Source organism: Sinobaca qinghaiensis, assembly GCF_003610495.1.
Taxonomy (GTDB): Bacteria; Bacillota; Bacilli; order Bacillales; family Marinococcaceae; genus Sinobaca; species Sinobaca qinghaiensis.
Map to the genome: position 1 here is coordinate 154,093 of NZ_RAPK01000010.1, position 26,327 is coordinate 180,419.

At 46.3% G+C, this 26,327-nt stretch carries 26 protein-coding genes; 9 read left to right on the forward strand and 17 right to left on the reverse strand.

The annotated features are described in order from the left end of the window. Window positions 1–647: 647 nt before the first annotated feature. Window positions 648–968 (forward strand): hypothetical protein, encoded by a 321-nt coding sequence (locus ATL39_RS12795; protein ID WP_120193748.1) that lies wholly within the window; start codon window positions 648–650, stop codon window positions 966–968. A 104-nt stretch (window positions 969–1,072) separates the two neighbouring features. Here ATL39_RS12795 and rlmD read toward each other — a convergent pair whose 3' ends face one another. Beyond that, window positions 1,073–2,455 carry a 23S rRNA (uracil(1939)-C(5))-methyltransferase RlmD gene (rlmD, locus tag ATL39_RS12800; RefSeq protein WP_120193749.1) on the reverse strand — a complete coding sequence of 461 codons (1,383 nt, stop codon included), beginning with the start codon at window positions 2,453–2,455 and terminating at the stop codon, window positions 1,073–1,075. A gap of 155 nt (window positions 2,456–2,610) precedes the next feature. Between rlmD and ATL39_RS12805 the strand changes: the two genes are divergently transcribed. Next, entirely contained in the window at window positions 2,611–3,180 is a 570-nt protein-coding gene (locus tag ATL39_RS12805; RefSeq protein WP_120193750.1) for a sugar O-acetyltransferase, read from the forward strand. A gap of 18 nt (window positions 3,181–3,198) precedes the next feature. On the opposite strand, the gene ATL39_RS12810 is transcribed toward ATL39_RS12805, so the two are convergent. Then, on the reverse strand, window positions 3,199–3,636 hold the full coding sequence (locus tag ATL39_RS12810) for a hypothetical protein (RefSeq protein WP_120193751.1): 438 nt from the start codon (window positions 3,634–3,636) through the stop codon (window positions 3,199–3,201). Window positions 3,637–3,649: 13 nt separating this feature from the next. Beyond that, a complete protein-coding gene (locus tag ATL39_RS12815) occupies window positions 3,650–4,156 on the reverse strand; it encodes a GNAT family N-acetyltransferase (RefSeq protein WP_342768783.1) in 507 nt (168 codons plus the stop codon). A 269-nt stretch (window positions 4,157–4,425) separates the two neighbouring features. On the opposite strand from ATL39_RS12815, the gene exaC reads away from it, so the two are divergent. Continuing rightward, on the forward strand, window positions 4,426–5,949 hold the full coding sequence (exaC, locus tag ATL39_RS12820; protein WP_120193753.1) for an acetaldehyde dehydrogenase ExaC: 1,524 nt from the start codon (window positions 4,426–4,428) through the stop codon (window positions 5,947–5,949). A 145-nt stretch (window positions 5,950–6,094) separates the two neighbouring features. Beyond that, entirely contained in the window at window positions 6,095–6,469 is a 375-nt protein-coding gene (locus tag ATL39_RS12825) for a DUF779 domain-containing protein (RefSeq protein WP_120193754.1), read from the forward strand. Between the two features lie 180 nt (window positions 6,470–6,649). Here ATL39_RS12825 and putP read toward each other — a convergent pair whose 3' ends face one another. Continuing rightward, window positions 6,650–8,122: a sodium/proline symporter PutP gene (gene putP / locus ATL39_RS12830; protein ID WP_120193755.1), complete on the reverse strand. Its 1,473-nt coding sequence runs from the start codon at window positions 8,120–8,122 to the stop codon at window positions 6,650–6,652. Next, window positions 8,119–8,241, reverse strand: coding sequence for a hypothetical protein (locus ATL39_RS17635; RefSeq protein ID WP_256498007.1), 123 nt, complete (start codon window positions 8,239–8,241; stop codon window positions 8,119–8,121). Before ATL39_RS17635 ends, putP begins: the two co-directional genes overlap by 4 nt. A 245-nt stretch (window positions 8,242–8,486) precedes the next feature. On the opposite strand from ATL39_RS17635, the gene ATL39_RS12835 reads away from it, so the two are divergent. Both ATL39_RS12835 and ATL39_RS12840 read left to right on the forward strand, forming a co-directional pair. Next, a complete protein-coding gene (locus tag ATL39_RS12835; protein ID WP_120193756.1) occupies window positions 8,487–9,026 on the forward strand; it encodes a hypothetical protein in 540 nt (179 codons plus the stop codon). A gap of 11 nt (window positions 9,027–9,037) precedes the next feature. After that, complete coding sequence (locus ATL39_RS12840) at window positions 9,038–9,622, forward strand: GNAT family N-acetyltransferase (RefSeq protein ID WP_120193757.1); 585 nt, start codon at window positions 9,038–9,040, stop codon at window positions 9,620–9,622. Window positions 9,623–9,655: 33 nt separating this feature from the next. On the opposite strand, the gene ATL39_RS12845 is transcribed toward ATL39_RS12840, so the two are convergent. Both ATL39_RS12845 and ATL39_RS12850 read right to left on the reverse strand, forming a co-directional pair. Beyond that, on the reverse strand, window positions 9,656–10,549 hold the full coding sequence (locus ATL39_RS12845) for a diacylglycerol kinase (RefSeq protein ID WP_120193758.1): 894 nt from the start codon (window positions 10,547–10,549) through the stop codon (window positions 9,656–9,658). Between the two features lie 69 nt (window positions 10,550–10,618). Beyond that, entirely contained in the window at window positions 10,619–11,515 is an 897-nt protein-coding gene (locus tag ATL39_RS12850; RefSeq protein ID WP_170146928.1) for a helix-turn-helix domain-containing protein, read from the reverse strand. Between the two features lie 370 nt (window positions 11,516–11,885). Between ATL39_RS12850 and ATL39_RS12855 the strand changes: the two genes are divergently transcribed. Beyond that, window positions 11,886–12,206 (forward strand): hypothetical protein, encoded by a 321-nt coding sequence (locus ATL39_RS12855; protein ID WP_147419359.1) that lies wholly within the window; start codon window positions 11,886–11,888, stop codon window positions 12,204–12,206. A gap of 50 nt (window positions 12,207–12,256) precedes the next feature. On the opposite strand, the gene gatB is transcribed toward ATL39_RS12855, so the two are convergent. The 7 genes from gatB to pcrB form a co-directional block, all read right to left on the reverse strand. Next, a complete protein-coding gene (gatB, locus tag ATL39_RS12860; protein ID WP_120193761.1) occupies window positions 12,257–13,690 on the reverse strand; it encodes an Asp-tRNA(Asn)/Glu-tRNA(Gln) amidotransferase subunit GatB in 1,434 nt (477 codons plus the stop codon). A gap of 13 nt (window positions 13,691–13,703) precedes the next feature. Beyond that, window positions 13,704–15,161, reverse strand: coding sequence for an Asp-tRNA(Asn)/Glu-tRNA(Gln) amidotransferase subunit GatA (gene gatA, locus ATL39_RS12865; RefSeq protein WP_120193762.1), 1,458 nt, complete (start codon window positions 15,159–15,161; stop codon window positions 13,704–13,706). Window positions 15,162–15,174: 13 nt separating this feature from the next. Next, window positions 15,175–15,465: an Asp-tRNA(Asn)/Glu-tRNA(Gln) amidotransferase subunit GatC gene (gene gatC / locus ATL39_RS12870; protein WP_120193763.1), complete on the reverse strand. Its 291-nt coding sequence runs from the start codon at window positions 15,463–15,465 to the stop codon at window positions 15,175–15,177. 110 nt (window positions 15,466–15,575) lie between these two features. After that, window positions 15,576–16,763, reverse strand: coding sequence for a CamS family sex pheromone protein (locus tag ATL39_RS12875; protein WP_170146929.1), 1,188 nt, complete (start codon window positions 16,761–16,763; stop codon window positions 15,576–15,578). A 36-nt stretch (window positions 16,764–16,799) separates the two neighbouring features. Beyond that, window positions 16,800–18,806, reverse strand: a complete 2,007-nt coding sequence (gene ligA / locus ATL39_RS12880; protein WP_120193765.1) for an NAD-dependent DNA ligase LigA — start codon at window positions 18,804–18,806, stop codon at window positions 16,800–16,802. Window positions 18,807–18,826: 20 nt separating this feature from the next. After that, complete coding sequence (gene pcrA, locus ATL39_RS12885) at window positions 18,827–21,052, reverse strand: DNA helicase PcrA (RefSeq protein ID WP_120193766.1); 2,226 nt, start codon at window positions 21,050–21,052, stop codon at window positions 18,827–18,829. 28 nt (window positions 21,053–21,080) lie between these two features. Continuing rightward, entirely contained in the window at window positions 21,081–21,767 is a 687-nt protein-coding gene (gene pcrB / locus ATL39_RS12890) for a heptaprenylglyceryl phosphate synthase (RefSeq protein WP_120193767.1), read from the reverse strand. A 252-nt stretch (window positions 21,768–22,019) separates the two neighbouring features. Between pcrB and ATL39_RS12895 the strand changes: the two genes are divergently transcribed. Together ATL39_RS12895 and ATL39_RS12900 are read left to right on the forward strand one after the other, a co-directional pair. Next, window positions 22,020–22,661, forward strand: coding sequence for an ABC transporter ATP-binding protein (locus ATL39_RS12895; protein WP_120193768.1), 642 nt, complete (start codon window positions 22,020–22,022; stop codon window positions 22,659–22,661). Continuing rightward, window positions 22,654–23,433 carry an ABC transporter permease gene (locus ATL39_RS12900; RefSeq protein WP_120193769.1) on the forward strand — a complete coding sequence of 260 codons (780 nt, stop codon included), beginning with the start codon at window positions 22,654–22,656 and terminating at the stop codon, window positions 23,431–23,433. The genes ATL39_RS12895 and ATL39_RS12900 overlap by 8 nt, the downstream gene beginning before the upstream one ends. A gap of 33 nt (window positions 23,434–23,466) precedes the next feature. Here ATL39_RS12900 and ATL39_RS12905 read toward each other — a convergent pair whose 3' ends face one another. The 3 genes from ATL39_RS12905 to ureG all read right to left on the reverse strand — a co-directional run bounded on the left by ATL39_RS12905 (window position 23,467) and on the right by ureG (window position 26,326). Next, on the reverse strand, window positions 23,467–24,798 hold the full coding sequence (locus ATL39_RS12905) for a TrkH family potassium uptake protein (protein WP_120193770.1): 1,332 nt from the start codon (window positions 24,796–24,798) through the stop codon (window positions 23,467–23,469). A 99-nt stretch (window positions 24,799–24,897) separates the two neighbouring features. Then, window positions 24,898–25,698 carry an urease accessory protein UreD gene (locus ATL39_RS12910; protein WP_120193771.1) on the reverse strand — a complete coding sequence of 267 codons (801 nt, stop codon included), beginning with the start codon at window positions 25,696–25,698 and terminating at the stop codon, window positions 24,898–24,900. Next, complete coding sequence (ureG, locus tag ATL39_RS12915; protein WP_120193772.1) at window positions 25,688–26,326, reverse strand: urease accessory protein UreG; 639 nt, start codon at window positions 26,324–26,326, stop codon at window positions 25,688–25,690. Before ureG ends, ATL39_RS12910 begins: the two co-directional genes overlap by 11 nt. Window position 26,327 lies beyond the last annotated feature (1 nt).

Genomic DNA, 26,327 nt, shown 5'->3' on the forward strand with positions numbered 1-26,327 from the left:
GGTAAAAACAGCTTTAAAAACCCGTGCACAAAAATGATTATTTAAAGGTTCTAGTGCTCCATAAGGATATGAATTGCAAGTTGGCAGACTATGGTCTGGACTGATGATACCTCTAACCTATTGCGCAAGATATTTAAGGAATACATCTCAGGTCATGAGTTAGATCGTAATGCTAGAGCCTTGTACAACGAGGGAATACCAACGCCGGCACAAGTGGTAAATCGGAAAATGCTAATGTTACGTGGCAAAGTTATTCAATAAAAGTAATACTAACAAATCCCCACCATTCAGTAGATCTAATTCAGAATCGAACCACAACACAGAGCGTAACAAATAAATCTAGAGATCAAAATGAACCATAAAATTATATAATCGTTCCTAACACTCATACAGCTATTATCTTAAGGTAAGATTTTGAAACAGTCCAACAACTAATTACTAGTTGAAAAAAAGACTAGGCCACAAGCTTAAAAAAGCACCTATTGATAAACACTGCATATTGTGTTGACTGCTGTACTAGGGATGCATTATAAAGTAAATAACAAGGGCTACATTTGTGGAAATTATAATAAGCGTGGAGCTAAAGCTTATGGTAAACATTTAATAAAAGCGCCCTATTAGGATTCGCTATTTTAGAGGATCTTAAGATGTTAGTATCCTCTTTAAGCAATGACACTCTCATGGATTCCTTAGAAACTAAGTTAAAGAAGCAAAAGCACCATGCCGAAAAACAAATTAGATCTCATTTAAATACATTAGAGCAATTAAAAATGAAAAAGAAAAACACAATAAATTTATTAATCGAAAAAGTGATATTAAAAGAGGAATATGATGAATTTATAAATGTCATTAACAAACAGATTAACGATTTACTTTTAAAGTCAAATCAAACCGAAGCCTCGCTTCAAACAGTAGAGGACGAAGCTGTTATTATAAAACTAAAAAAAATAACTAACTGTACTAATTGATTTCAACGAATTAACCATAGAGATTCTTCACCGGCTAATTAATTGTATCGGAATTAAAGCAGATGGCCCAAGAATCTTCTATCGATTCTCGGGCCATCTGCTTCTTATTTAACACTTTCAATTAACGCCACACACTCTACATGCGTGGTCTGCGGGAACATATCGACAGGCTGTACTTCCTTAACTTCATACGCTCCGCTTTCCGTTAGATACTTCAGGTCCCGGGCCAGAGTGGCCGGGTTACAGGATACGTAGACAATCCGTTCGGGGCTCGTTTCGAGCATCATGTCAAGCAGCTTGTCGTCACAGCCTTTTCTAGGCGGATCAACAACCATGACGTCCGGACGCAGGCCGTTTGCTTTTGCCCACCATGGAACGACTTCTTCGGCTTCTCCTACCGCAAACGTCACGTTTTCAAATTGGTTAATACGGGCATTGCGCTTCGCATCCGTAATCGCTTCCGGTACAATGTCCACGCCATGCACGTGCTTCGCTTTCTGGGCAAGAAACAGCGAAATGGTTCCAATGCCGCAGTACGCGTCCACTACTGTTTCATGACCTTTCAGATCGGCATATTCAAGCGCCTTATCATACAGAACCTTCGTCTGAACCGGGTTTACCTGATAAAACGAGCGGGCTGAAATCGCAAACGAGATATCTCCTATATGATCGTAAATATATTCTTCTCCCCACAGTACATTCGTTTTGTCTCCAAAAATCACGTTCGTGCGCTTTGGGTTGATGTTGTGGATAATGGATACGGTTTCCGGTATCTCTGTCCGGATTTTTTCAATCAGCTTTTTTTTGTGAGAGAGGGTTTCGTCTTTAGTAATGAGCACGATCATCAGCTGGCCGGTCGTTTGGGCATAACGGGCCACTACATGGCGGAGCATACCGCGGTGCTTGTCTTCATTATAAGATGTAATTCCGAGCTCATCGGCGATATTCTTAACGGTCTGCACGGCCTGGTCGTTGCTTTCCTGCTGAATGATACAGGCATCCATATCCATAATCCGGTGGGAGCGCTGCTGGTAAAAGCCGGCTTTTAAGTGGCCGTCCGGCTTCGTTCCAATCGGCACCTGCGCTTTGTTACGGTAATGCCAGGGTTCCTCCATTCCAAGCGTCGGATGAACAGTTACGTCAGACAGACCGCCAAGCCGGCTTAATGCTTCTACCACCTGTTTGTGCTTATACTGCTTTTGGCCGCCGTAGCTCATGTGCTGCAGCTGGCATCCGCCGCAGAGTTTATAGATCGGACAGGGAGGTTCCACCCGGTCCGGGCTCTCTTCAATAACATTAAGCAGACGGCCGAAGCCGTAGCCTTTTTTCGTTTTGATCACTTTGATTTCAGCGGTTTCGCCGGGCAGGCTGTTTGGCACAAATAATGTATATCCATCCACCTTTGCGACGCCTGCGCCTTCATGGGTCAGGTCTTCTATAGTTGCCGTAATTGTCTCGTTTTTCTGTACGGGCAGCTCGTTTGTCATGTGATGCCTCCACTCATTAGTCCTATATTCTTTACAGATTGTATCATATCTTTTTCCGTTTGGATTTGTTTGTGTTCTTTATACCCGGTCTTCTCTTTTGAAACAAGCTGCGGTAGGATAAATAGAGAGATCTTTATAAAGAAAGGACGGTACATATGAAAACAGAAAAAGAAAAAATGCTGGCCGGAGAACTATTCCTTCCCCATGATCCAGAACTCGCCGAAGAACGCATGAATGCGAAGCTGGCACTGCGGATGTATAACAACATCGGCGTGGAATACCCGGAAAAACGCCTCGAAACGATCAAGCAGATTTTTGGTTCCACCGGGGAAGCAGTCCGTGTAGAATCGCAGTTCCGCTGCGATTACGGTTATAACATTCATGTCGGTGAATCCTTTTACGCCAACTTTGACTGTGTCATGCTCGATGAGGCGCCGATTCGATTTGGCAGCGGCGTGATGCTTGGTCCCGGCGTTCACATCTATACCGTGAACCATCCGCTTGACGGAGAGGAACGGGCTACGCTTCACGAGTACGGCGTTCCAGTAACTGTAGGCGACAACGTCTGGATCGGCGGCCGAGCCATCGTTAATCCCGGTGTTACCATTGGAGATGGTGCTGTCATCGCTTCCGGTGCAGTAGTCGTAAAAGATGTTCCCGCTCATACCGTTGCCGGCGGCAATCCGGCGCGCGTGATTAAACAAATAAAAAAGCAGGAAGGCTGAGGCCTTTCCTGCTTTTTGCTATTTATTCTGTTCGCTTTCTTTCCACTTCGTGTAGCTCGTATCCTGCTCGAGCGGCAGGTCATGGTCGACCGCAAATTTCTCTACATCGCGGTACAGCCCGGTATCCTTGTACCGGCGCAGCCGGATCGTTGATAGGTTTTTCCGCTTAATCAATGGAAGAACTTTTCCGCCCGGCGCATTCTTAAGAAAAATGCCGGTGACGTTTTTCGGGTACACCACCCGGGTAAACACCCGTTTTTTCGCCAAATACGTATAGCACGTAATCGTGTTATTTTTTACTTTCACGTGCTGGTGAAGAAACATCGCCAGTACTGCAAAAATGCTGATTAGTACAGCCGGAATAATAAATGCCGGGTCTGTTAGCAATACGATGGCCCAGATCGCGATTAAAAGAATAATGGGCTTTACCAGATTATAACCAGAATGATACGTCATGCCTTTTATTCACCTACTCTATTCCTACAATTTTACTTCTGCGCTCATATAATAGCACATCTCTCCACGCGCCGTTAAGCTTTCCTACCTTTTCACGGCGGCCGACTTCCCGGAATCCGGCATTTTCATGGATACGGATGCTTTCAATGTTCTCAGGCATAATGCCGGCCTGAAGCGTCCAGTAGCCTTCGCGCTCACTTATATAAATCAGTTCTTTCATCAAGCGGGTTCCTATACGTTTTCCCCGCCCCTCATCATGTATATAGATGCTCGTTTCTCCGACGCCTTCATACACCGGTCTGTTTGATGTAGGAGCAAGTGCCACCCAGCCAAGCACTTTTCTCGTCTCCTCTTCGACTGCTACAAGCCGGCAGACAAGATCATGTGTTGCTGACCAGATTTCCCAGGAAGGCGTTTTAGTTTCAAATGTTGCCTTTCCTGTCTGAATCCCCATTTCATAAATTTCCCTTACTTCCGGCCAATGCTCCTTATGGAGCCGTTCAATTTCAATGTTCATCATGCTCAGCCCCTTACGTGTCCCATTCTTTACTCCCCTATTATAGAAGAAATACGCTTCTGCGACAAATATCGCCGTTTTTCCCGTCCGAACCATTACCGTCACAATAAATATTCATTTATAACTTATTGATAACAGGCATGGAGAATATTGTTTTAAAAAGGAAATATATGTGATAAAATTCTAAATGTAATCGCTTCCATTATCCCTTTTCCACCGTTTTACAAGCTTGTGTTTTACTATCACATTTATGTAAAAGGAGAGGAATTCGTATGCGCTATGAAAGTCCGAATACAAAAGGAAGTCTCGTTCAATTTAAGGATCGCTATGACAACTTTATAAATGGGGAATTTAAGGCTCCCGTAAACGGGGAGTATTTTGATAATGTATCCCCTGTGACCGGTAAAGTTTTCTGCCAGGTAGCCCGCTCTTCCAAGGAAGATGTGGAGCTTGCAGTTGACGCAGCGGAAGCAGCAAAAGAATCCTGGGGCAAAACCTCGGTTGCCGAGCGTTCCAGAATATTAAATAAAATCGCGGACCGGATTGAAGAGAATCTGGAAATGCTGGCGGTCGCGGAAACATGGGATAACGGAAAAGCCGTTCGTGAAACGCTTAATGCCGACATTCCGCTCGCCGTAGATCATTTCCGCTATTTCGCCGGCGTTATCCGCGCCCAGGAAGGCCGTTTAAGCCAGATTAATGACGACACCGTTGCCTATCACTTCCACGAGCCGCTTGGCGTCGTCGGACAGATTATTCCATGGAACTTCCCTATTCTGATGGGAACATGGAAAGTCGCTCCTGCTCTTGCCGCCGGAAACACTATCGTGCTGAAGCCGGCCGAGCAGACACCCGCTTCCATCATGCTCGTTATTGAATTAATCCAGGATCTTCTTCCGCCGGGCGTCCTGAACGTTATTCAGGGATTTGGCGTGGAAGCCGGAAAGCCGCTTGCACAAAACAGCCGGATTTCCAAAGTAGCCTTTACCGGCGAAACAACGACCGGCCGTCTGATTATGCAGTATGCGTCTGAGAATATTATTCCGGTTACACTCGAACTGGGAGGAAAATCCCCGAATATTTTCTTTAAGGATATTATGCTCGAAGACGATAAGTTCCTGAATAAAGCCGTAGAAGGCATGGTATTGTTCGCCCTGAATCAGGGGGAAGTATGTACATGCCCATCCCGCGCCTTGATTCATGAAGATATTTACGATGAATTTATGAAACGGGCCCTTGAGCGCGTCAACGCGATTAAAGTCGGCCACCCGCTTGATACCGATACAATGATGGGTGCTCAGGCTTCCCAGGAGCAGATGGAAAAAATTCTATCGTACCTTGATATTGGTAAGCAGGAAGAGGCAGAGCTTCTTACAGGCGGCGGCAGACAAAAGATGGATGACGAAGAACTTGCCGAAGGCTTCTATATTGAACCTACTGTTTTTAAAGGGCACAACAAACAGAGAATTTTCCAGGAAGAAATATTCGGCCCGGTTCTTTCTGTTACTACCTTTAAAACCGACGAAGAGGCAATGGAAACGGCCAATGACACGCTTTACGGCCTTGGTGCAGGTATCTGGACAAGAAACATTACGACCGCCTACCGCTTCGGCCGCGGCATTCAGGCAGGCCGTGTTTGGACCAACTGCTACCATGACTACCCTGCACATGCTGCATTCGGCGGCTACAAGAAGTCAGGTATCGGCCGTGAGAACCACTTGATGATGCTCGATCACTACCAGCAGACAAAAAACATGCTCGTAAGCTACAGCGACGACGCATTAGGTTTCTTTTAAACATCTGCAGCAGTGAATACAGGCCGCCTCCTGTAAACGGGGGCGGTCTGTTTTTCTTTCTCGATGAAAACGTGTACAATAAGACTATATCCTTTACACTAACGTCCCGCGAATAGACCCTATTTTTCAAGAGAGGATGGTTTATATGGCTGTGGATAAAGTAACCGCAACAGACGCAACGCTAGAGCTGATGGACTCTTTAAAGAAACGGCACGGCGAATTGATGTTTCATCAATCCGGAGGCTGCTGTGACGGCAGTGCACCGATGTGTTTTGCCGCGGATGAATTCAAGGTAGGCGAAAGTGATATACTACTTGGAGAAATCGGCGGGGCCCCTTTTTATATTTCCAAAGATCAGTATGAGTACTGGAAGCATACCCAGCTGATTATCGACGTAGTGGACGGCCGGGGCGGCATGTTTTCCCTGGAAGGCCCGGAAGGAAAACGATTTTTAACCCGCTCCCGCGTATTTACAGAAAACGAACGTGAAGAATTGAAAAAAGAAGCATCCATCGTGTAAGAAGACAGAAAGAGCTTCCCTGCTCTTTCTTCTACATAAAAGAATACAGCTGAAGGAGGCCCCTCTATGCACTGGTTTGTTATTGTTACGATGATTACCGCCCTTGGTACCGGCATTTTTGCTTTTGTTAATATTAACCGCGGCTACTAAAAAAACCGACCCCATATGGGTCGGTTTTTTTTACATCGTATCTACTTTATCAAATTCCTCTGTTATTTCTTTATTCGGCGGTTTTTGCATAAGGCTTACAATAATGACGGCAATTCCGGCGAAAATGAATCCCGGCACAAGCTCATATAAAGCAAAAATCCCTTCGGAAGGAAGCGCCCACAGGATAACGGTGACGCCTCCTGTCAGCATCCCCGCAAGTGCGCCTCCCATCGTAGTCCGCCTCCAGAATAATGCCAGAAGCAGCACAGGACCGAATACAGCACCAAACCCGGCCCAGGCATACTGTACCAGTTCAAGCACCGTACTGTCCGGATTATAGGCGAGAACCGTGGCGATCAGGGCGATCGCTACCACTCCTATTCTTCCGACCCAAACCAGCTCGAGATCGCTTGCTTTCGGACGCAGATACCCTTTGTAAAAGTCTTCAGCCAGCGCGCTGGACGAAACGAGCAGCTGGGAATCAATGGTACTCATAATAGCTGCCAGGATTGCAGCTAATAAAAAGCCGGAAATCCATTCGTTAAACAGCAGCTGGGAAAACAGGATAAATACCGTCTCATGGGAGCCGTCAGCAAGCGCTCCCCCCTCGCCGGCTGCCGAAAAGTAGGCAATGCCGACAAATCCTGTGAAAATAGCTCCGAACAAGGAAAGAACCATCCACGTCATGCCAATAAGCCGCGCTTTCGGTATTTCTTCTTCCGAACGTATGGCCATAAACCTTGTAATAATATGCGGCTGGCCAAAATATCCAAGTCCCCAGGCAAGCAGTGAAATAATACCGATGGCTGACGTCCCGGCAAAGGCATCTAAATGCGAAGGATCAACTGTGCCGACAGCCGATATCGTCTCCCTCCAGCCGCCAAGCTCCGAAATCGCAACAAACGGTACAATAACAAGGGCCAGAAACATAATAATTCCCTGAAAGAAGTCCGTCCAGCTGACCGCAAGAAATCCTCCCAGGAAAGTGTATGTGATAATGACTGCCACTCCTATCCAAAGAGCGGTTGTATAATCCCACCCAAAGGAATTCTGAAACAGCGTCGCTCCTCCGACCAGGCCGGAAGATGCATAAAATGCAAAGAAAATAAGTATAAATACGGCGGAGACCATCCGCAGCAGCTTGCTTTTATCCCGGAAACGATTCTCCAGAAAATCCGGAATCGTAATGGAATCACCCGCTGCCTCCGTATAGAGCCTCAGGCGACGGGCCATAAACTGCCAGTTTAAGTATGCACCAGTGGCAAGGCCAATCGGCAGCCAGATTTCACTCATTCCGCCTAAGTACATCGCTCCCGGCAGCCCGAGCAAAAGCCAGCTGCTCATGTCCGAGGCACCGGCACTCAGCGCCGCCACAGCCCCGCCGAGCTTTCTTCCGCCCAGTACATAATCGGAGAGATTGTTTGTCATTTTGTAGAAAATCACTCCGATTACAAACATGCCTACAAGATAGATTAAAAAGGTGACAAGCGTCGGTATCGTCACGACCGATTCCTCCTTTGCTTTCTGTTTTCCGTTACAAACGTAATACAGGAGAGAATAATAAGGATAGGCATCGGAACCAGAAGCCAAAACCAGGTTGCTGCTGTTAACGTTTCTGTCATAATATTTCCTCCTTTTATCATACTGCTTTAAAATGCAGAAAAAGTGCCGGTTATAAAATAGTATAAGGACAGGCTTTCCTTTATTCTATCACGTGTTAACACTGCAGTTTTTTGGCACTGCCTAATATTTTGCCCTATTTTGTCTAAGGCTGCAACTTTCTTCCGGATTAAATGGAAACATACATTTTCTTCCTAAATATATGGTAATATAATGATAAAACATAGGAAAGTAAGGGAATATACATATGAAATGGATGACAAGTGCTGCACTTATCTGCTTTCTCAGCCTGCCTCTTTCTGCTCAGGCCGCTCCTTCTGATCAGGGAGGATTCTTTTCTTCGTTCATGAATCAAATTCTGCCATCCAGTGAGCCGGAAACAGAAGCAGAGGAAACAGAAGACCCATGGGCAGAAGCTCAGCTTGATGTAGAAAAAGAAGAGAATCAGACGGAAGAGGAACGATTACACGCCTTTGATGAGACATGGGCATCTTTTCCTTCCAGTGACGGGGCACCGGCCTTAACGACACCGCTCAATCTTTTTACCGCAGCGTCTTCTTTCACTAACCGTTACGCAGAGCCGGAAGCACCGGAAGCACCGGAAGCACCGGAAGCACCGGAAGCCGGGCTTCCTTCTCATGAGGAAGAAGAACAAACGAACAGCACCTGGGATTCGTTTGATGACCAATGGGATGATTTTGGTCGTTCGTTTGATGACGCCCGTCAGGAAGAAGATACTGCTGAAGAAGAACCGGCTGTTTTTCAAGAAACTGAAGACATGAATTAGGAGGTACCTCTATGCTCCGCCGAACGCCCTCACTTTTCAAACCTTTTCCAATACTTGAAACCGAACGTCTTATCCTGAGGCGCCTGCAGCAGACAGACCTCCGGGATGTATTTGAATATGCTTCCAATGAAAACATCAGCCGCCAGGTCTTATGGGACGCCCATCAGTCTCTCCGGGAATCCCAGCGCTTTCTGGACTATACCTTCGAGCGCTACCGCAGGGGGGAAATGGCTCCTTTTGCTATCGAACATAAAACGGACCGGAAAATGATCGGCACGATTGATTTTGCGTGGTGGGAACGCGGGAATGGCACGGTTGAAATTGGATTCGCCCTGTCCGAGAAATACTGGGGCCTCGGTCTTATCCCCGAAGCAGCCCGTGCCATGCACCAGTTTGCTTTTGAAAAAATGGGTGTAACCCGAATCGAAGCCAGGTGTTTTGCGGAAAACAGCCAGTCGATCCGTGTGCTCGAAAAAATGGGAATGACTTATGAAGGGACGCTTCGTCAGCGCCTTCTTGTGAAGGGGGAACGGAGAAACGTTCATATGTACAGCATCCTTCACCAGGAATGGAAACAGCAGGAACAGATCTATTAAAAAGGGAACTCTTTCATAGAGTCCCCTTTTCGTTTATTTTATTTTCGGGCTGAACATTTCAATGTGATGATGCAGGTTAATAAATTCACATGGCAGTTCCCCACCGTGTTCTCCGTCCAGGTTAAGCTGCATGTCTCCCTCCACGTCAATTTTCACGCGGCTGGCTTTAACATACATAACGCGTTCATGATTTAAATGCTCTGCATTTAATGCCTGTGTTCCAATTCTCATTAACTCGGCCAGGTTCGTTTTTTTAATCAGGATGACGTCAAATTTACCGTCATTGTATTTGGCTTCCGGCAGCAGCTTTTCAAAGCCGCCCACCGAATTCGTATTTGCTACAAGAAACAGCATGATTTCTCCTTCAAATACGTTGTCATCATATTCGACTCTTACTTTCTGAGGATGCAGGTCGCGGAGTTTTTCAAACCCTTTTAAATAATAGGCAAACTGGCCCATCATTGTTTTCAGACGGCTCGGCGTGTCATACGTCAGCTCCGTCAGCTTGCCTCCGGCGGCTATGTTGATAAAATACTTGTCTCCTACTTTGCCGATATCCACCGGCTGGCTGTAGTTGCCGCAGAGTACATCGCAGACGCCTTCAATACCGACATCGCTGATACCAAGCGCGCGGGCCATGTCGTTTGTTGTGCCGGAAGGAATCAGGCCGAGCTTTGGACGTGTCTCTAAATCAGCAATACCATTGATTACTTCAAAAATAGTTCCATCTCCTCCGGCCGCAACGATCACATCAAAGCCGGCCAGCGCAGCCCGCCTGGCTTCTGTTTTAGCGCATCCTTCCGCTTTTGTCATATGGGAAGACGTTTCATACCCATTTTGTTCCATGCGGTCCAATATATAAGGCAGGTCTTTTTTCATTTGTTCCCTGCCGGATGTAGGATTGTATATTACTCTTGCTCTTTTCATTGCAGTCTCCTCAATATCTGATTTACTATCCCTTACCCTAAATAACAGTATTTTGAAACAGAAGCCTATTCAATTCAAATGCCTTAATGATAGCCGCTGAAATCTCAAATAATGGGTCTCTACAAAGGAATGAAAGGCTTTTTGGTCTCTTATATCAAAAAGAAAAAGGGATGTTTCCATTGCTTTTAAAGCTTTTCTTCTATTTCCAGAGTAATACATAGCCAGCCCTTTTTGGTAATAAAGTTCGCCAAGCAGGTAAATAGAATCTTTTTCATATATGAACTTAATACCTTCTTGTGCAATTTCTATAGCTTTGTTATATAACTTCATACGAAAATACAATAGACTTAAATTATAGTATAATTTATTAACAGGAGGACTTGCTCTATAATCAGGAATTCTTTTACACATCTCCTTCGCAGTATTAAAGTAGGTTAACGCGTTTTCAAAGTCACCAATATCGGAATACATATTACCCATACTTAAATATATTCCTATGTCATCATTTGTTATTGTTTTTTTGGAATGAGTAGACATATCAAGTGCTAATTGTAATAATTCTATTGCTTCTTCTTTTTCACTAGTCAAATTAAAGTGACAGACACTTCTTTTCCATAATAAATATTTACGATGATTTTTCTTTCTAAATAATGGATTTTTCAATTCTTCACGAATAATACCCATTGCTTCTTTGTATTCCCATTTGCTTATCAAACGACCAATTCGATCTCTTGTTTCTTTTATATAATTAAACCTTGGTGCTTCTTGTTCTTCAAAAAAATAGCTGATATCCACTCCTAAACGAAGTCCAAGCTTTTGCAGAATTTCAGCGGTAGGCTGCATTTCGCCTCTTTCTACTTTAGATATCGTTTTTTGCGAACAAATCCCCAAAGCAAGCTCTCTTTGACTTACTTGATAGTATTCTCTTAAGTCTCTTAACTTTTCTCCTATCCCCCATTCCAGCATGTACATACCTTCTTTCATTTGAGTACTATAGTTCTCTGCCATTCCATTATACAGCGGATTTTCAATATAGGGAGAGGTCACATCTTTTTAGGGCTTTTCTAACGATATGTGGCAATTGTCTATATATGTAATAATAAACTCATGTTAATGATTAATAATTTAGGAGGAAATATTGATGAAGTTGTTTATTAAAATAGGACTTCTTACAAGTGCTGCTCTTTTAGTTGCAGCTACTGGTGATGTAAGCACGTTAGGTGTTACCTTGCCGCACGCTTATTAATCATTATCTCTCTTAATTTGTTTTCATACCACCAAGTTTTTTTACCCCCCTTTTTAATCCCCTGTGCTGCAGGGGATTCTTTTTTTCATTATGTCAGGCATGGAGCGTGATTGGATGGTTTTGGATAAAGAAGGATTTATGGCATTGTTTTTCATGAAAGAACAAGCAGCTCACGACAGGGAAACCGTTCGATCCCTGCTTGATTTTGTTTTCTATGAAACACCCAAATACGGGCCGGATATGCCTTATATTGAATTGATGGCCTGTGTCTGGCTTAAAGATGAACAGGTCGTGCGCGGGCTTGCGGAAGAAGAACCCGGCCTGGTCGGCTTTGTGGATATATTTGACCGAAGCGATGAAGCCGATTTCGCGTTTATGACAGACCGGGTGAAACAGGCTATTTTTTCCTGAAAACGACAAAAAAAGAAGCAGCCCGCCGCAGCGGTTGCTTCTTTTTCGTATTAACGGGCTTCCATGCCCTCTTTAATTAATTTGTTGACGAGCTGTGGATTCGCTTTTCCTTTGGTTTCCTTCATCGTTTGTCCGACAAGGAAGCCAAGTGCTTTATCCTTCCCGTTTTTAAAGTCTTCGATAGACTGCTGGTTATTATCTAAAATCGTGTCAACGATTGACTTAAGCTCGCCTTCATCTGAAATCTGCACGAGGCCTTTGTCTTTCACGATCTGTTCCGGATCGCCGCCGTTTTCCATCAGCTCGGCAAATACGGTCTTGGCTATTTTGCTTGAGATGGTGCCTTCTTCAATCAGCTTAATTAATGATCCCAGTGCTTTCGGGGTCATTTGAATATCCTTAAGCTCCATGTTGTTGGCGTTCAGGTAGGCATTTACTTCTCCCATCAGCCAGTTGGACGTCTGTTTGGCGTTTACGCCCTGGTCTACGGCTTCCTGGAAAAAGTCCGACATTTCCTTGGACTGCGTAATCACACCGGCATCATAAGCCGGCAGATCGTATTCTTCAATATAGCGGATTTTTCTTGCATCCGGAAGCTCAGGAATCTGTGCTTTGATTTTATCAATCCAGTCCTGGTCAATCAGTAACGTTACAAGATCGGGCTCCGGGAAATACCGGTAATCGTCTGATCCTTCTTTAATACGCATCAGAATGGTCTCTTTTTTACTGTCATCCCATCTTCTTGTCTCCTGAAGAATTTCTCCTCCGGACAGAAGCTCCTGCTCCTGGCGGATTTCCTCAAAGGCAAGACCTTTCTGCACGTTCGTAAAGGAATTCAGGTTTTTAAGCTCGGCTTTTGTTCCGAATTCCTCCTGGCCGGCAGGACGAAGCGAAACGTTGGCATCACAGCGAAGAGATCCTTCTTCCATTTTGCAGTCTGAGACTTCCGTATACTGCAGGACAGCCTTCAGTTTTTCCAAATAGGCATACGCCTCTTCCGGGGTGCGGATATCCGGCTCCGATACGATCTCAATAAGCGGCGTTCCGACCCGGTTAAAGTCTACGAGGGAATGCTCGCCGAACTCATCGTGCGTCAGCTTTCCTGCGTCCTCTTCGAGATGGATACGAGTGATGCCGATTCTTTTTTTATAGCCTTCCACTTCAATCTCAATCCAGCCGTGCTCGCCGATTGGCTTGTCGAACTGGGAGATCTGGTAGGCTTTAGGGTTATCCGGGTAAAAATAGTTTTTGCGGTCAAACTTTGTTTCTTCTGCAATTTCGCAGTTGAGTGCAATTGCCGCTTTCATGGCATATTCCACCGCCCGTTCGTTCAGCACCGGCAGAACGCCGGGATGACCGAGGCAGACCGGGCAGGTCTGGGTGTTCGGCGGTGCACCGAATTCGGTTGAACAATTACAAAAGATTTTTGTGTTCGTTTTTAGCTCTGAATGGACCTCAAGTCCAATAACCGTTTCAAATTTCACAATAGTTCCCCCCTTACAATTCCGCTTTCGCTTTATGGTGTTCCGTTGCCTGTTCATAGGAATGAGCCACTTGGTAAATTGTTTTTTCATCAAACGGGCTGGCAATAATCTGCAGTCCTACCGGCATATTCTCAGAAAATCCGCATGGTACGGAAATAGCCGGTACCCCTGCAAGGTTTACTGGGATGGTTAAAATATCGTTGGCATACATCGTAAGCGGATCGTCTATCTGCTCGCCTACTTTAAACGCGACAGTCGGTGCTGTCGGGCCGATAATTACGTCATATTTAGAAAGAACGTCATCAAAGTCGTTTTTAATTAAATGACGTACCTGCTGCGCTTTTTTGTAGTAGGCATCATAGTAGCCGGAGCTTAGGGCAAAAGTTCCAAGCATGATACGGCGCTTTACCTCATCCCCAAATCCTTTACTCCTTGTTTCCTTGTACATTTCGATCAGGTTTTGGCTTGAGTCGTGACGGACTCCAAAACGAACGCCGTCAAAACGGGAAAGGTTAGCCGATGCTTCCGAAGAAGAAAGCAGATAATAAGCGGCTACCGCGTACTTGGAATGAGGAAGAGACACTTCTTCCCACGTAGCGCCCTGACTTTCCAATACTTTTAAGGCATCCATTACTTTATCTTTAATTTCCGGCTTAACGCCTTCTCCGATATATTCTTTCGGCACAGCAATTTTCAGTCCCTTTACTCCTTTTTGGAGATCGGCACTGAAATCCGGAAGCTCGACATCAGCAGAAGTAGAGTCTTTTTCACAATGTCCGGCAATTTCCTGAAGAACTCTGGCATTGTCTTCAACGGTACGGGTTAACGGGCCCACCTGATCCAGCGAGGACGCAAATGCAACCAGGCCGAAGCGGGATACACGTCCGTACGTAGGCTTCATGCCTACAACGCCGCAGTAGGCTGCCGGCTCACGGATCGAACCGCCCGTGTCGGAGCCAAGGGAAAACATAACTTCTCCTGCAGCAACTGACGCAGCAGAGCCGCCGCTTGAGCCGCCCGGTACGCGGTCAATATCCCATGGATTACGTGTTACTTTGTAGCTCGAGTTTTCATTCGAGGATCCCATCGCAAATTCGTCCATGTTCAGCTTGCCGATATTAATAGAAGATGCCTGCTGCAGCCCTTCAACAACTGTGGCATCATACACGGGTATAAAGTTATCCAACAGCTGGCTCGCGCAGGTCGTGCGCAGATTTTTGGTGACGATATTATCTTTAATACCGCCAGGCAGGCCAAACAGCATACCGTTTATACGATCCTCAGCAATCGCTTCATCCAGCGTTTTTGCATGGGCTCTGGCCTGCTCTTCATTTAATGTGAGAAAGGCCTTTACTTTATCGTCCACTTCATTAATACGATTATAAGAAGCATCTACCAGTTCAGATACTTTTATTTCTTTATTTTCAAGCTTCTTATGTACGCTCGAAAAACTTTCTTCTAATATAGACATGGTCTTCCCCCCTTTACTCTAAAACTGATGGTACTTTCACCTGGCCGTCTTCCTGATCCGGCGCATTTCTTAATGCTTCTTCTCTATCTAAAGATGGTGCTGTTTTATCTTCACGAAGTACGTTATGAATATCAAGTACGTGTGATGTCGGCGAAATATGATCTGTATCCACCTCATTAAGCTGCTCGGCAAACTCAATAATTTTATCAAGCTGCTCGGTAAACCTGTCCGCTTCTTCTTCTGATACCGACAGCCGTGCCAGATGTGCCACATGCTTTACCTGTTCTTTTGTAATTTTATCCATTCTTTGTCACCTCCGGCTTCTTATGCTTTCACAATATACTGATGATACCAAATTAGCTGTGGCTCAGCAACGCTGAGACAAGCGGCCCCCTCAAGAAGGGAGCCGGCTTTTTAGTAAATATGGGTGTATGGGTCTTCCCCTGATTCTCTTACAATTAATGCTTCCTGTCCCTGAGTGGAATTAATTTCAATTTCAATTTCCATTTCAGATGGGAAACGGGCTTCCATTCGATCCACTACAAACTGGGTAAACGCAATAACTTCTGTTTTGCTGTAGAAACGGATGGGGATTTCAATATGAAGCTCTCTCATTTCCCCATTCTGATAATAGCCTTCCCCTACCACACCTGTAAAGTTCTCAAAGAAATTATTAATATCCGATTGAAAAGAATCAAATGCTTCCGAATCAGCGCGCTGGGCGTCTGACGCTGTAGTGGAAGGGAACAAGTAATGATTTTCGTTGATTTCCGTCCAGTTCCCTACATCATTGCCGGGCTGGGCAATGCCGGTGGCGATAAAATCGCCCGGGACTGAGGAATCACGAGGTGCCTCACGGAATACTGAAAACATAATCGGCACCTCTTCGAGCACGCCGTTTCTCCGGTCTTCACTGCGAAGGCGGTCAGTGATCTCCTGGGCAATGCGCTTTGCATCTTCCAGACTCGTCTCTTCATCGATGTTTTCCTGAAGCCATGGGCCGTAGGAGCCATCGTCGAGTTCCTCACGGAAATAATACGTGCTGTTCATCGACAAGCCGATCATGACGCCGCCCGGCTCATAGTCACTACCGTCTTCCACCATATAATTATGTTCAATGATGTTTGAGAGGGTCCGGGGAGCAGAGCTTTCTCTTGCTTCAAAATCGTCCCCGCTTCCAAGAACCGGATTCAAGCCTTCCGGATTTCCTTCCTCGTCGTCTGTTGCTTCTTCTTCGCGGCTCAGCCAGCTGTTTAATTCATTTCTTGTAATAAAGCGGCCTTCCCGGAAAAAATAATCATCCTGGCTGAATTCATCTACAGCAATTTCCTGCATGCCTGTTTCCAGGCGTTCCAGATCCAGCCGATTGTATGTCATCTGTGTACTGAATCCGCGTGACTGCCCATGCACATACTGTCCATCTACGAGAATGCTGCGGTAATATTCATCCAGGCCCGGAATATCAGGACTGACTTCTACTGTCGTTTCTTCTTCCTCCTGGTTTTCCTCCGAACTTTCTTCTTCGTCTGAAGACATTCCCGGAAGGCACCCGGAGAGCAGCAGCACAGCAGATATTCCAAACAAGCCTGTTTTTCTCCACATATCTTTCATCTCCCTATCTGAATCGGCCGTGCTTTATTAAACAGCATCCGTTTCCTTTTTAAAACGAGCTTCGTCCCACACTTCAACAGAGAGCTCTTCTGCTTTAGACAGCTTGGACCCCGCGTCTTCACCGGCAATAAGAATATCTGTTTTTTTACTCACGCTGCCCGTGACGTTTCCGCCCAGCTCTTCTACAATTCCCTGAAGCTCTTTTCGGGAATAGTTTTCCATTTTGCCGGTAAGTACAACGGTTTTGTCTTTAAGCGGTGATTCTTTAACCGCCGTCTGCTTTTTCGGTCCTTTGTACTCCATATTGACGCCAAGGCGCTTTAATTCGGACAAAAGCTCTGCGGCTTCTTCATTATCAAAAAAGCTCACAACCGAATCCGCCATCTTTTCACCGATTTCATATACTGCCAGCAGTTCATCTTTAGAAGCATTCATCAGCTGGTCCATGGATTCAAATTCCACTGCAAGGGTTCTTGCTGCTTTTGCTCCGACAAAACGAATACCCAGGCCGAAAAGCAGCTTTTCCATGGAGTTGCTTTTGGAGGCTTCAATGGCCTCCAGTAAATTCTGTACGGATTTTTCGCCCATGCGTTCCAGTTCCAGCAGTTTTGCTTTCTCCAATTTGTATAAATCGGCAATTCCGTGAATAAGTTCATGCTGGAACAGCTGAATCACCACTTTTTCACCGAGACCGTCGATGTTCATCGCTCCTCGGGAGACGAAATGGATAACAGCTTCTTTCAGCTGAGCCGGACACTGCGGATTGATACAGCGCAGAGCTACTTCACCTTCAAGGCGGACGAGCTCACTTTCACAAGCCGGGCAGTGTGTCGGCATGACAAAATCTTTCTCTTCTCCGCTTCTAAGCTCTGTCAGAACCTTTACTACTTCCGGAATAATGTCACCGGCTTTTTTGATGACAACTTTATCTCCAAGCTTAACGTCTTTTTCCCGGATCAGATCTTCGTTATGAAGCGATGCACGTTTGACAGTCGTTCCTGCTACCTGCACAGGCTCGAGCAGGGCGGTCGGCGTCACCACGCCGGTACGTCCAACGGACAGGATAATATCCTCAAGCGTGGTTACTTTTTCTTCAGCCGGAAATTTGTAGGCCGTAGCCCAGCGCGGACTTTTGGCCGTAAAGCCAAGCTTCTGCTGCTGTGCCAGCGAATTCACTTTTATAACAATACCGTCTGTTTCATATGCAAGATTCGTCCGGGCATCTTCCCATTCGTTCACGTAGGCGATGACTTCTTCAATAGAGCGGCAGTACCGGCTTTCCGGATTCGTTTTGAAACCCAGTTCCTTCATATATTCAAGAGATTCCAGATGAGAGGGAAGGCCCCGCCCTTTGTCGTCGGCAATCGCATATAAAAAGATATCCAAATTGCGGTTGGCAGCAATTTTAGGATCCAGCTGGCGGAGTGAGCCGGCTGCTGCATTTCTTGGATTCGCAAATGGCTCTTCGCCGTTTTTTTCTTTTTCTTCATTCAGCCGTTCAAATGATTTTTCCGGCATGAATACTTCTCCACGTACTTCAATATTGACCTGGTTATCAAGACGGAGCGGAATCGAACCGACCGTCCGGAGGTTTTTCGTTATATCTTCTCCAGTTGTACCGTCACCTCTGGTTGCCCCACGGACAAACCGTCCTTCTTCATATGTTAAAGAGACGGCAAGTCCGTCAATTTTCAATTCACAGATATACTCCGCAGGCTCATCCAGATTCTGCTGTACGCGCCGGTCAAAATCCCGGAGGTCCTGCTCATTAAAGGCGTTTCCCAGACTCATCATCGGAATCTCATGCTGGACTTTTTTAAACGAATCCAGCGGCACTCCTCCGATGCGGACCGTTGGGGAATCCTCTGTCTGCAGCTCCGGGTAGGCTTCTTCTATATCTACCAGTTCTTTTAGTTTCTCATCGTATTCCGAGTCGGGAACGATTGGATCATCAAGTACATAGTAATGGTAGCCGTATTTCTCGAGCAGCCTGCGCAGCTCGACGGCTTTTTCTTCTGCTTGTGCCTGCTGCATCTTGTACTTCCTTTCTTTGCTTATTCCTTCGTAATCGGAGCAAACCGGGCCAGAAGCCGCTTGATACCGTCTTTAGGAAAAGCAATATCGAGCTCCATGTCCTCTGCGTCTCCTTTGACGCTTACAACGGTACCCGTTCCCCATTTTTTATGGGAGGCTTTGTCTCCCACTTTCCAGCCAATCTCGGATCCTCCGGTTTCGGCCTGCACTGAGTGTTTTCTGTCAGAGACAGCCGCCTGCCGCCGGCGTTCATACGGCGACAGCTTCTGCTGAAAAGAAGGAGAGAGCGGTTTTTCTTCCTCCATGCCTTCGAGCAGTTCTTTCGGAAGCTCACCGATAAACCGCGATACAGGGTTGGCCTGGGTTTTTCCGTAAAGCTGTCTTACTCTGGCATGCGTAATGAACAGCTCCTGCTCGGCTCTCGTAATTCCAACGTAAGCCAGACGGCGCTCTTCTTCCATTTCTTCTGCTTCAAACAATGAGCGGCTGTGCGGGAAGATTCCTTCCTCCATACCTGCAATAAACACTGTAGGAAACTCCAGCCCCTTGGCCGAATGGAGCGTCATCATGACAACCGCGCCTTTTTCTTTTTCTTCTTCGTCCGGAGCATTTATGTCAGAGACGAGTGCTAGATCAGTCAGAAAGCCGATCAGCGACTTATCTTCAGCATTTTTTTCGAAATCTTTTGTTACAGATAAAAATTCATCGATGTTTTCCATCCGGCTCTGCGCTTCAATGGTCTGTTCTTCTTTGAGCGCCTGGCGGTATCCCGTTTTTTCCAGTATTTCTTCCACCAGTTCGGTAACGGAAAGATATTCCTGCATCTCTATCCAGCCCGCCATCTGCCGCGAAAAATCAATTAATTTTTTAGCTGCTCTGGCGCCGAGGCCGATCTGGTCGGCATCCTGGATCGCGTCAAACATCGTAATATCGTTTCCGGCAGCAAAATGGGCGACTTTATCAATTGTAGTCGCACCAATGCCGCGTTTTGGAACATTAACGATCCGTCCAAGGCTGATGTCATCATTTGGATTCGCGATCGTACGGAGATAGGCGAGCACATCTTTGATTTCTTTTCTGTCATAGAACTTGGTGCCGCCGATCATATTATAGGCAATATTGGATTTCACAAACATTTCCTCTATCATCCGCGACTGGGCGTTGGTACGGTACAAAATAGCAACATCCGAGTAATTGCGGCGTCCACTGTTCACTTCATCTTTTATCTTTTCAATAATATAGGCGGCCTCATCGCGTTCGTCTGACGCATTGTAATAACGGATATTCAGACCGTCGTCATTATCGGTCCAAAGATTTTTTGGCTTTCGTCCCGCATTGTTTGTAATAACCGCGTTTGCCGCCTGCAGGATTTTCTTGGTAGAACGGTAATTCTGCTCGAGCAGAATTGTTCGTGCTTCTTCATAGTCGGATTCAAACGATAATATATTGGAAATATCGGCCCCGCGCCACTTATATATGGACTGATCCGAATCCCCCACCACACAGATGTTGTGGCGTTTTTCAGCGAGCATCTGCACGATAGTGTACTGTGCTTTATTCGTATCCTGATACTCATCTACGTGTATATATTGAAATTTCCGCTGGTAAAACTCGAGCACTTCCGGGACCTGGCGGAATAGACGAATGGTCGTCATAATCAAATCGTCAAAATCGAGCGCGTGGTTACGGCGCAGACGCTTTTGGTATTCGCTGTAGACTTTGGCCGCCGTTTCTTCAAATGGGCCAAAAGCACGTTCCGTCAGTTTCTCCGGTGATTCCAGCACGTTTTTACTTGCTGAAATAACGCTCAGCATACTCCGGGCATCAAACTTTTTGGAATCAATGTTTTCGTCTTTGAGTATCTGCCGGATAACGGAAAGCTGATCCGTTCCGTCCAAAATAGAGAAATTGCGGTTATAGCCGACCCGGTCGATGTCTCTTCGCAGGATCCGGACACACATCGAATGAAACGTGGACATCCAGATATCTTCCGCTACCGGCCCGACAAGTTTTCCGACCCGGTTTTTCATTTCCCGTGCTGCCTTATTTGTAAATGTAATGGCCAGAATCGCGTAGGGCGGAATTCCCTTCTCTCTCATTAAGTAGGCAATCCGGTGGGTTAACACTCTCGTTTTTCCACTTCCTGCCCCGGCCATAACAAGCAGCGGTCCTTCCGTATGAAGGACGGCTTCTTTTTGTTCCGGGTTCATGCCCGCGAGCATTTTTTCAATAATTTCTTTTTGCATGCCGATTCCTCCGTCATAATCAGAATAGCTATCTCTTTACTGCTTTTACCGTGGAAAGAGCAGCTTTCATGTTTTCATAAATAATGTTCCCTACCACAATGGTATCTGCAAAAGCGGCCATCTCAGCGGCTTCCTCTTTCGTCCGAATGCCCCCTCCGTAAAAAAAACGGGCCTGCTCAAGCACCGCGGCTGTTTTCTTTACCGTTTCCACCGGTCCCAGCACTCCGCTGTATTCAAGATAAAACACCGGGATGCGGAACAACTTGTCAGCAAGCTGTGCATACGCCAGAATATCTTCATCATCGAGGCTGCCGGCTACGCCGGTACGGTTCGCTGCTTTGGAATCGGGATTGGCGATGCAGTACCCTTCCATAATCATCTCTTCCCATTGTATCAGAGGACCGATCGATTTGAGAGCTTCCTGATGCGCTCCGGTAATCCACTTAGGGTCACCGGCGTTCAGGACACTCGGAACAAGGTAATAATCAAATCCCGGCGTCACCGCATCGAGCTCTGATATTTCCAGGGCACAAGCCACCGAATACCTGCGGATTCTTGCCAGAAGATCAAGTGTGTTATCGAGCGTTACGCCGTCGGTACCACCTACGATAACCGCATCAGTACCCGATTCGCAAAGCTTTTCCAAATCCTCATCCGATATTTCTTTAGCCGGATCTAATTTAAATACATGCTGCCATTCTGTATATAAAAGCATTTCTGCTCCTCCAAATTCACGCTTCAAAGTAATAAGTCTCAGCCATTAATTATACCAAAACCAAACGCATATTCCTAAGATAATTTCACCCGTATGCACATAGATACCCTTATCATCTGCAGGCTTTTTCTTTTTATACCTTTTGCCGCCACGCGCTCTGCATGCGATGCAGAATGTTCGACACGCTGCTTTTCCTGCTTTATACTATTTTTCGTTCTATGTAAAAAACCCGAAGCCGGAAGGAGCCCCTGTATGTTCGAATGCAGAAACGTTCAGTATAAAGATATCCTGCAAATTGACAGCCTGACCATAAAAGGCGGCGCTATCACCTGTATTGTGGGAGAAAGCGGAAGCGGAAAATCCACCTTTTTAATGCTGCTCAACCGGATGATTGAGCCGGACCGCGGGGAGATTTCCTATACTGGAAATGTTTTATCTTCGCTTGATCCCATTAAGCATAGACGGGAAGTGGCAATGCTGCCGCAGACGCCGGTTCTATTCGGCGATACGATCCGCGACAATATCAACGCCGGCCGCCGCTTCGCCGGTAAATCGGAGGCTGATGATGATTTTCTCAAACAGATGATGAGTGCTTTTTACTTATCCAAAGATCTGGATGTTGAAGCAGATACACTTTCCGGAGGAGAAAAGCAGCGTCTCGCCCTCATACGGGCTGCCGTGCTCGACAGCCCGGTGCTGCTGCTCGACGAACCAACATCCGCCCTGGATGACAACCTCGAGCACGAAGTTATGGAACGCTTTGTACAATGGGCACGTGAACACAGGAAGACAGTTATTTTTGTCACCCATTCCCGTCCTATTGGTGAAGCATTTTCCGATACGTTAATCGATTTCAACCAGTATACGCTGCAGGGAGGTGCGCTTGATGGATAACGATATGATAAGCCTGGGTCTTTACCAGCTTCTGGCGGCTTACGTTTTTATTATTCTGCTTCTCGTCATCGTGCGCATCCGGAAAATACCGCGCGATAAGGAAATTCTTATTGCCACCCTGCGCATGACCGTTCAGCTTCTTATTGTAGGCTATGTGCTTATGTATTTATTTGAAAACCCGCACCCTCTTTTTACCATCGGCGTCGTTTTATTCATGACTGCTTTTGCTATTCATAATGTTCATAAAAGAGTTCGCGGCGAAATCAGCAGAGAACTGAAAAAAGCGGTGGCTGTGTCCATCACAGTTGGCACGCTTACCAGCCTGATTTACTTTAATTTTATTGTTATTCAGTTTTCCCCCTGGTATGACCCACGCTATACCATTCCTATTGCCGGCATGATTATCGGCAACTCCATGACCGGGGTCACACTTGGGGTTCAGACGCTTGTCGACAGCATGAAAAACCAGCGGAATCAGGTGGAAGCCGCGCTTATGCTTGGCGCTGATCCTAAAGAAGCAAGCAGGGAAATTGTAAACAAAGCCTTCGACTCCTCTATACTTCCGACCATCAATTCTATGGTAGGAATGGGGATTGTTTTCCTTCCAGGTATGATGACCGGGCAGATTTTAGCAGGCGCCGATCCGGTCACTGCGATTGAATACCAGATTGCGATTCTGCTCGGTATTACCGGAGCCGTAGCGCTTACCGTTATCATCTTCGCCCGGATGGGATATAAAGTTTTTTTCACAGAAAACAGCCAGTTAAAATAAAAAAATCTCCCGATTTGACGGGAGATTCTTTTTTTATCCGGTATAAATATCAGCCCGTGGATAGCGTACGTTTGATTTTTCCGTCCGGGCCAGTGCAAATACGATCGTAAGCGGGCCGATCCGGCCAAAAAACATCAGCAGCATGATTACATATTTTCCAGGCTCCGTCAGTTCGTAGGTGAGTCCCATAGACAGCCCTACCGTGCCAAAAGCTGAAAAAACTTCAAATAAAATAACTAAAAACGGCGCCTGTTCGGTGAGCGTTAAAAGGAACAGACCGGTAAATACAAGCATCAGGCTCGTCACCGTAATAATAAACGACCGGGCGATAACAGCCTGCGGAACCGAGCGTTTAAACAGGACCGGCTCCTCCTCCCCTTTGAAAAAAGTAATAACTGCCCAGATAATAACAATAACCGTCGTTAATTTAATTCCGGAAGCGGTGGAGGCACTTCCGCCACCGATAAACATTAGAAGGGACATAAGTAAAGCCGTCCCCGGCTCTATCTGCGTGATATCCACCGAGTTAAATCCTGCCGTTCTCGGAGTAACGGCTTGAAAATAAGACGCCCACAGCTTATCGCCGAGAGATAATGAAGCCATGGTTCCCGGGTTATTTGACTCCAGCAGAAAGATGATTATGGCAGCGGATGCGTTTATAATCAGCGTGCCGACAATCATTATTTTCGAATGAACCTGCAGGGATTTGAACCGCTTCTTTTCAATAACATCATACAGGACGGTGAATCCAATACCACCTGCTATAAAAAGGCTGGTAATTATCACGTTTACAAGCGGGTCTCCGACGTATTTTGTAAGCCCGTCCGACCAAAGCGAAAATCCTGCATTGTTAAATGCCGAGATAGAATGAAACAAGCTCGTAAATAAGCCGTACCGCCAGCCGTATTCAGGCACCCAGTCAATCGCCAGAAGCGCAGCGGCCAGTGCTTCCATGCATACAGAAAAAATAAACAGCACTTTTACAAGCTTTACCATACCGCCTATGGACGTCTGGTTAAAGGACTGCTGGATACGCAGTCTCTCCTTCAGCCCGATCTTCTTCCCGAGCAGAATAACAATCATCATTGCAACCGTTAACAAGCCGAGGCCGCCGATTTTGATTAAAATCATAATTACCACCTGACCGAAAATGGTATACACCGTTCCCGTGTCCAGTACAATCAGGCCGGTTACCGTCGTAGCGGAGACGGCAGTGAATAGAGCATCTGTAAAACTTACCGGTTCAACCGCTGATACCGGCAGCAGCAACAGCAGCGTTCCTGCCGCAATAACGGCCAGAAAACTCAACGCTAATATCTGCGGCGGCGTCATGTTAATTTTACGACGGTGCATGTATGATGCCATTGGGCAGCCTCTCTCTTTATCTATTACGTTTCATTTGAAAGATTTGTCAATTGTATACATATTAAAGACCCATTCACTTTAAAAGTAAATGGGTCTTTATTACTGCATAAAATAAGCTGCTGCCTGCTGCCATAGCTTTTTCAAAGCAATGAGATCAGAAGATAGAATCCGCATATGAATAATATTATCTTCGGGTTTCGTTACAGCAGCCCTCGTGCCCTCGGGAATTAACAGATGTCGGTTTAACGCGCCGGCATCTGCCTCTTCGGCTGCTGCTCCTGCTGCCCAGAAGGACGCGTAGTAATCACAGCCGTCCATAATGCCTATATGATGAGGATGAGATTTATCCGGCTCCAGCTGCAGACGGTCCAGGCATTTGAGCTCCTGATTAATCCACAGCGTAAAAGAGGTATCCAGCTTCTGATATTCCCAGGCTTCGCGGCGCTCCCGCCGCCCCGGGGTCAAAATCTCCCCCCAGATCACCGATGCCTCCCCGCTCATCCGAACTGTCGTCCGGCTTGTAAAAGAAGACGCTTTATAAGGAATTAATGTATCCGGCTGCAGGACGAGAACGGCTCCATTCTCTACATCCACCGTGAATTCCTGAAGGGTATCCTGAGCTTTCGTCTGTGGATATACCTTTACCGCTGACTGCGGAATCAGCGTCACATCCGCGTTTTCTTCTAAATGTATGCGGTAGGTGTACGTATCACCCGAAACCATCCCGCCGGAAGTTTCCACTAAGTAGGCCACCGCCCGTGCGGAATTTTCCGGATAGAGCACCCGGCTTACCTTGAGCGGCGGGGACTGGTAGGCATCTTTTAAAATCGTACGCCCGGATTTGCGCGCGAACCGAATATCGAGCTTCCCCTGAAGAGCCAGGCTTGTATCAGGCCCCACTTTTCACTTCATCATCAAGCTTGACATCTTCAAGCAGCAGCGAATGGCGGATCCAGGAAATAACCCCATCAAGCCCCGATCCGTCTTTTTGATTTGCGAAGACAAAAGGTCTTCTGCCTCTGGCATTGCGCGCATCCTGCTCCATTATTTCAAGATCCACCCCAACATAAGGAGCCAGGTCTTTTTTATTTATAACAAGAAAATCCGAACGCGCTACGCCGGGTCCGCCTTTACGGGGAATATCCTGACCTTCCGCTACATCAGTTACATAAATAAAGCCGTCGACCAGCTCCGGGCTGAACGTAGCCGATAAATTATCCCCGCCGCTTTCAACGAAAATAATATCGAGTCCGGGAAATGATTCATTCAATTCATCAATAGCCGCAAAATTCATCGAAGCATCCTCACGAATAGCTGTATGCGGGCATCCGCCCGTTTCTACGCCGAGGATACGTTCTTCCGGAAGTACACCGTTTTTCGCCAAAAACTGGGCGTCTTCTTTTGTATAAATATCGTTGGTAATGACAGCTATATAATAATCTTCATGCATTCTTCTCGTCAGCTGTTCAATTAACGCTGTTTTGCCGGATCCTACGGGACCCGCTACACCAATACGTACTGGATTCATC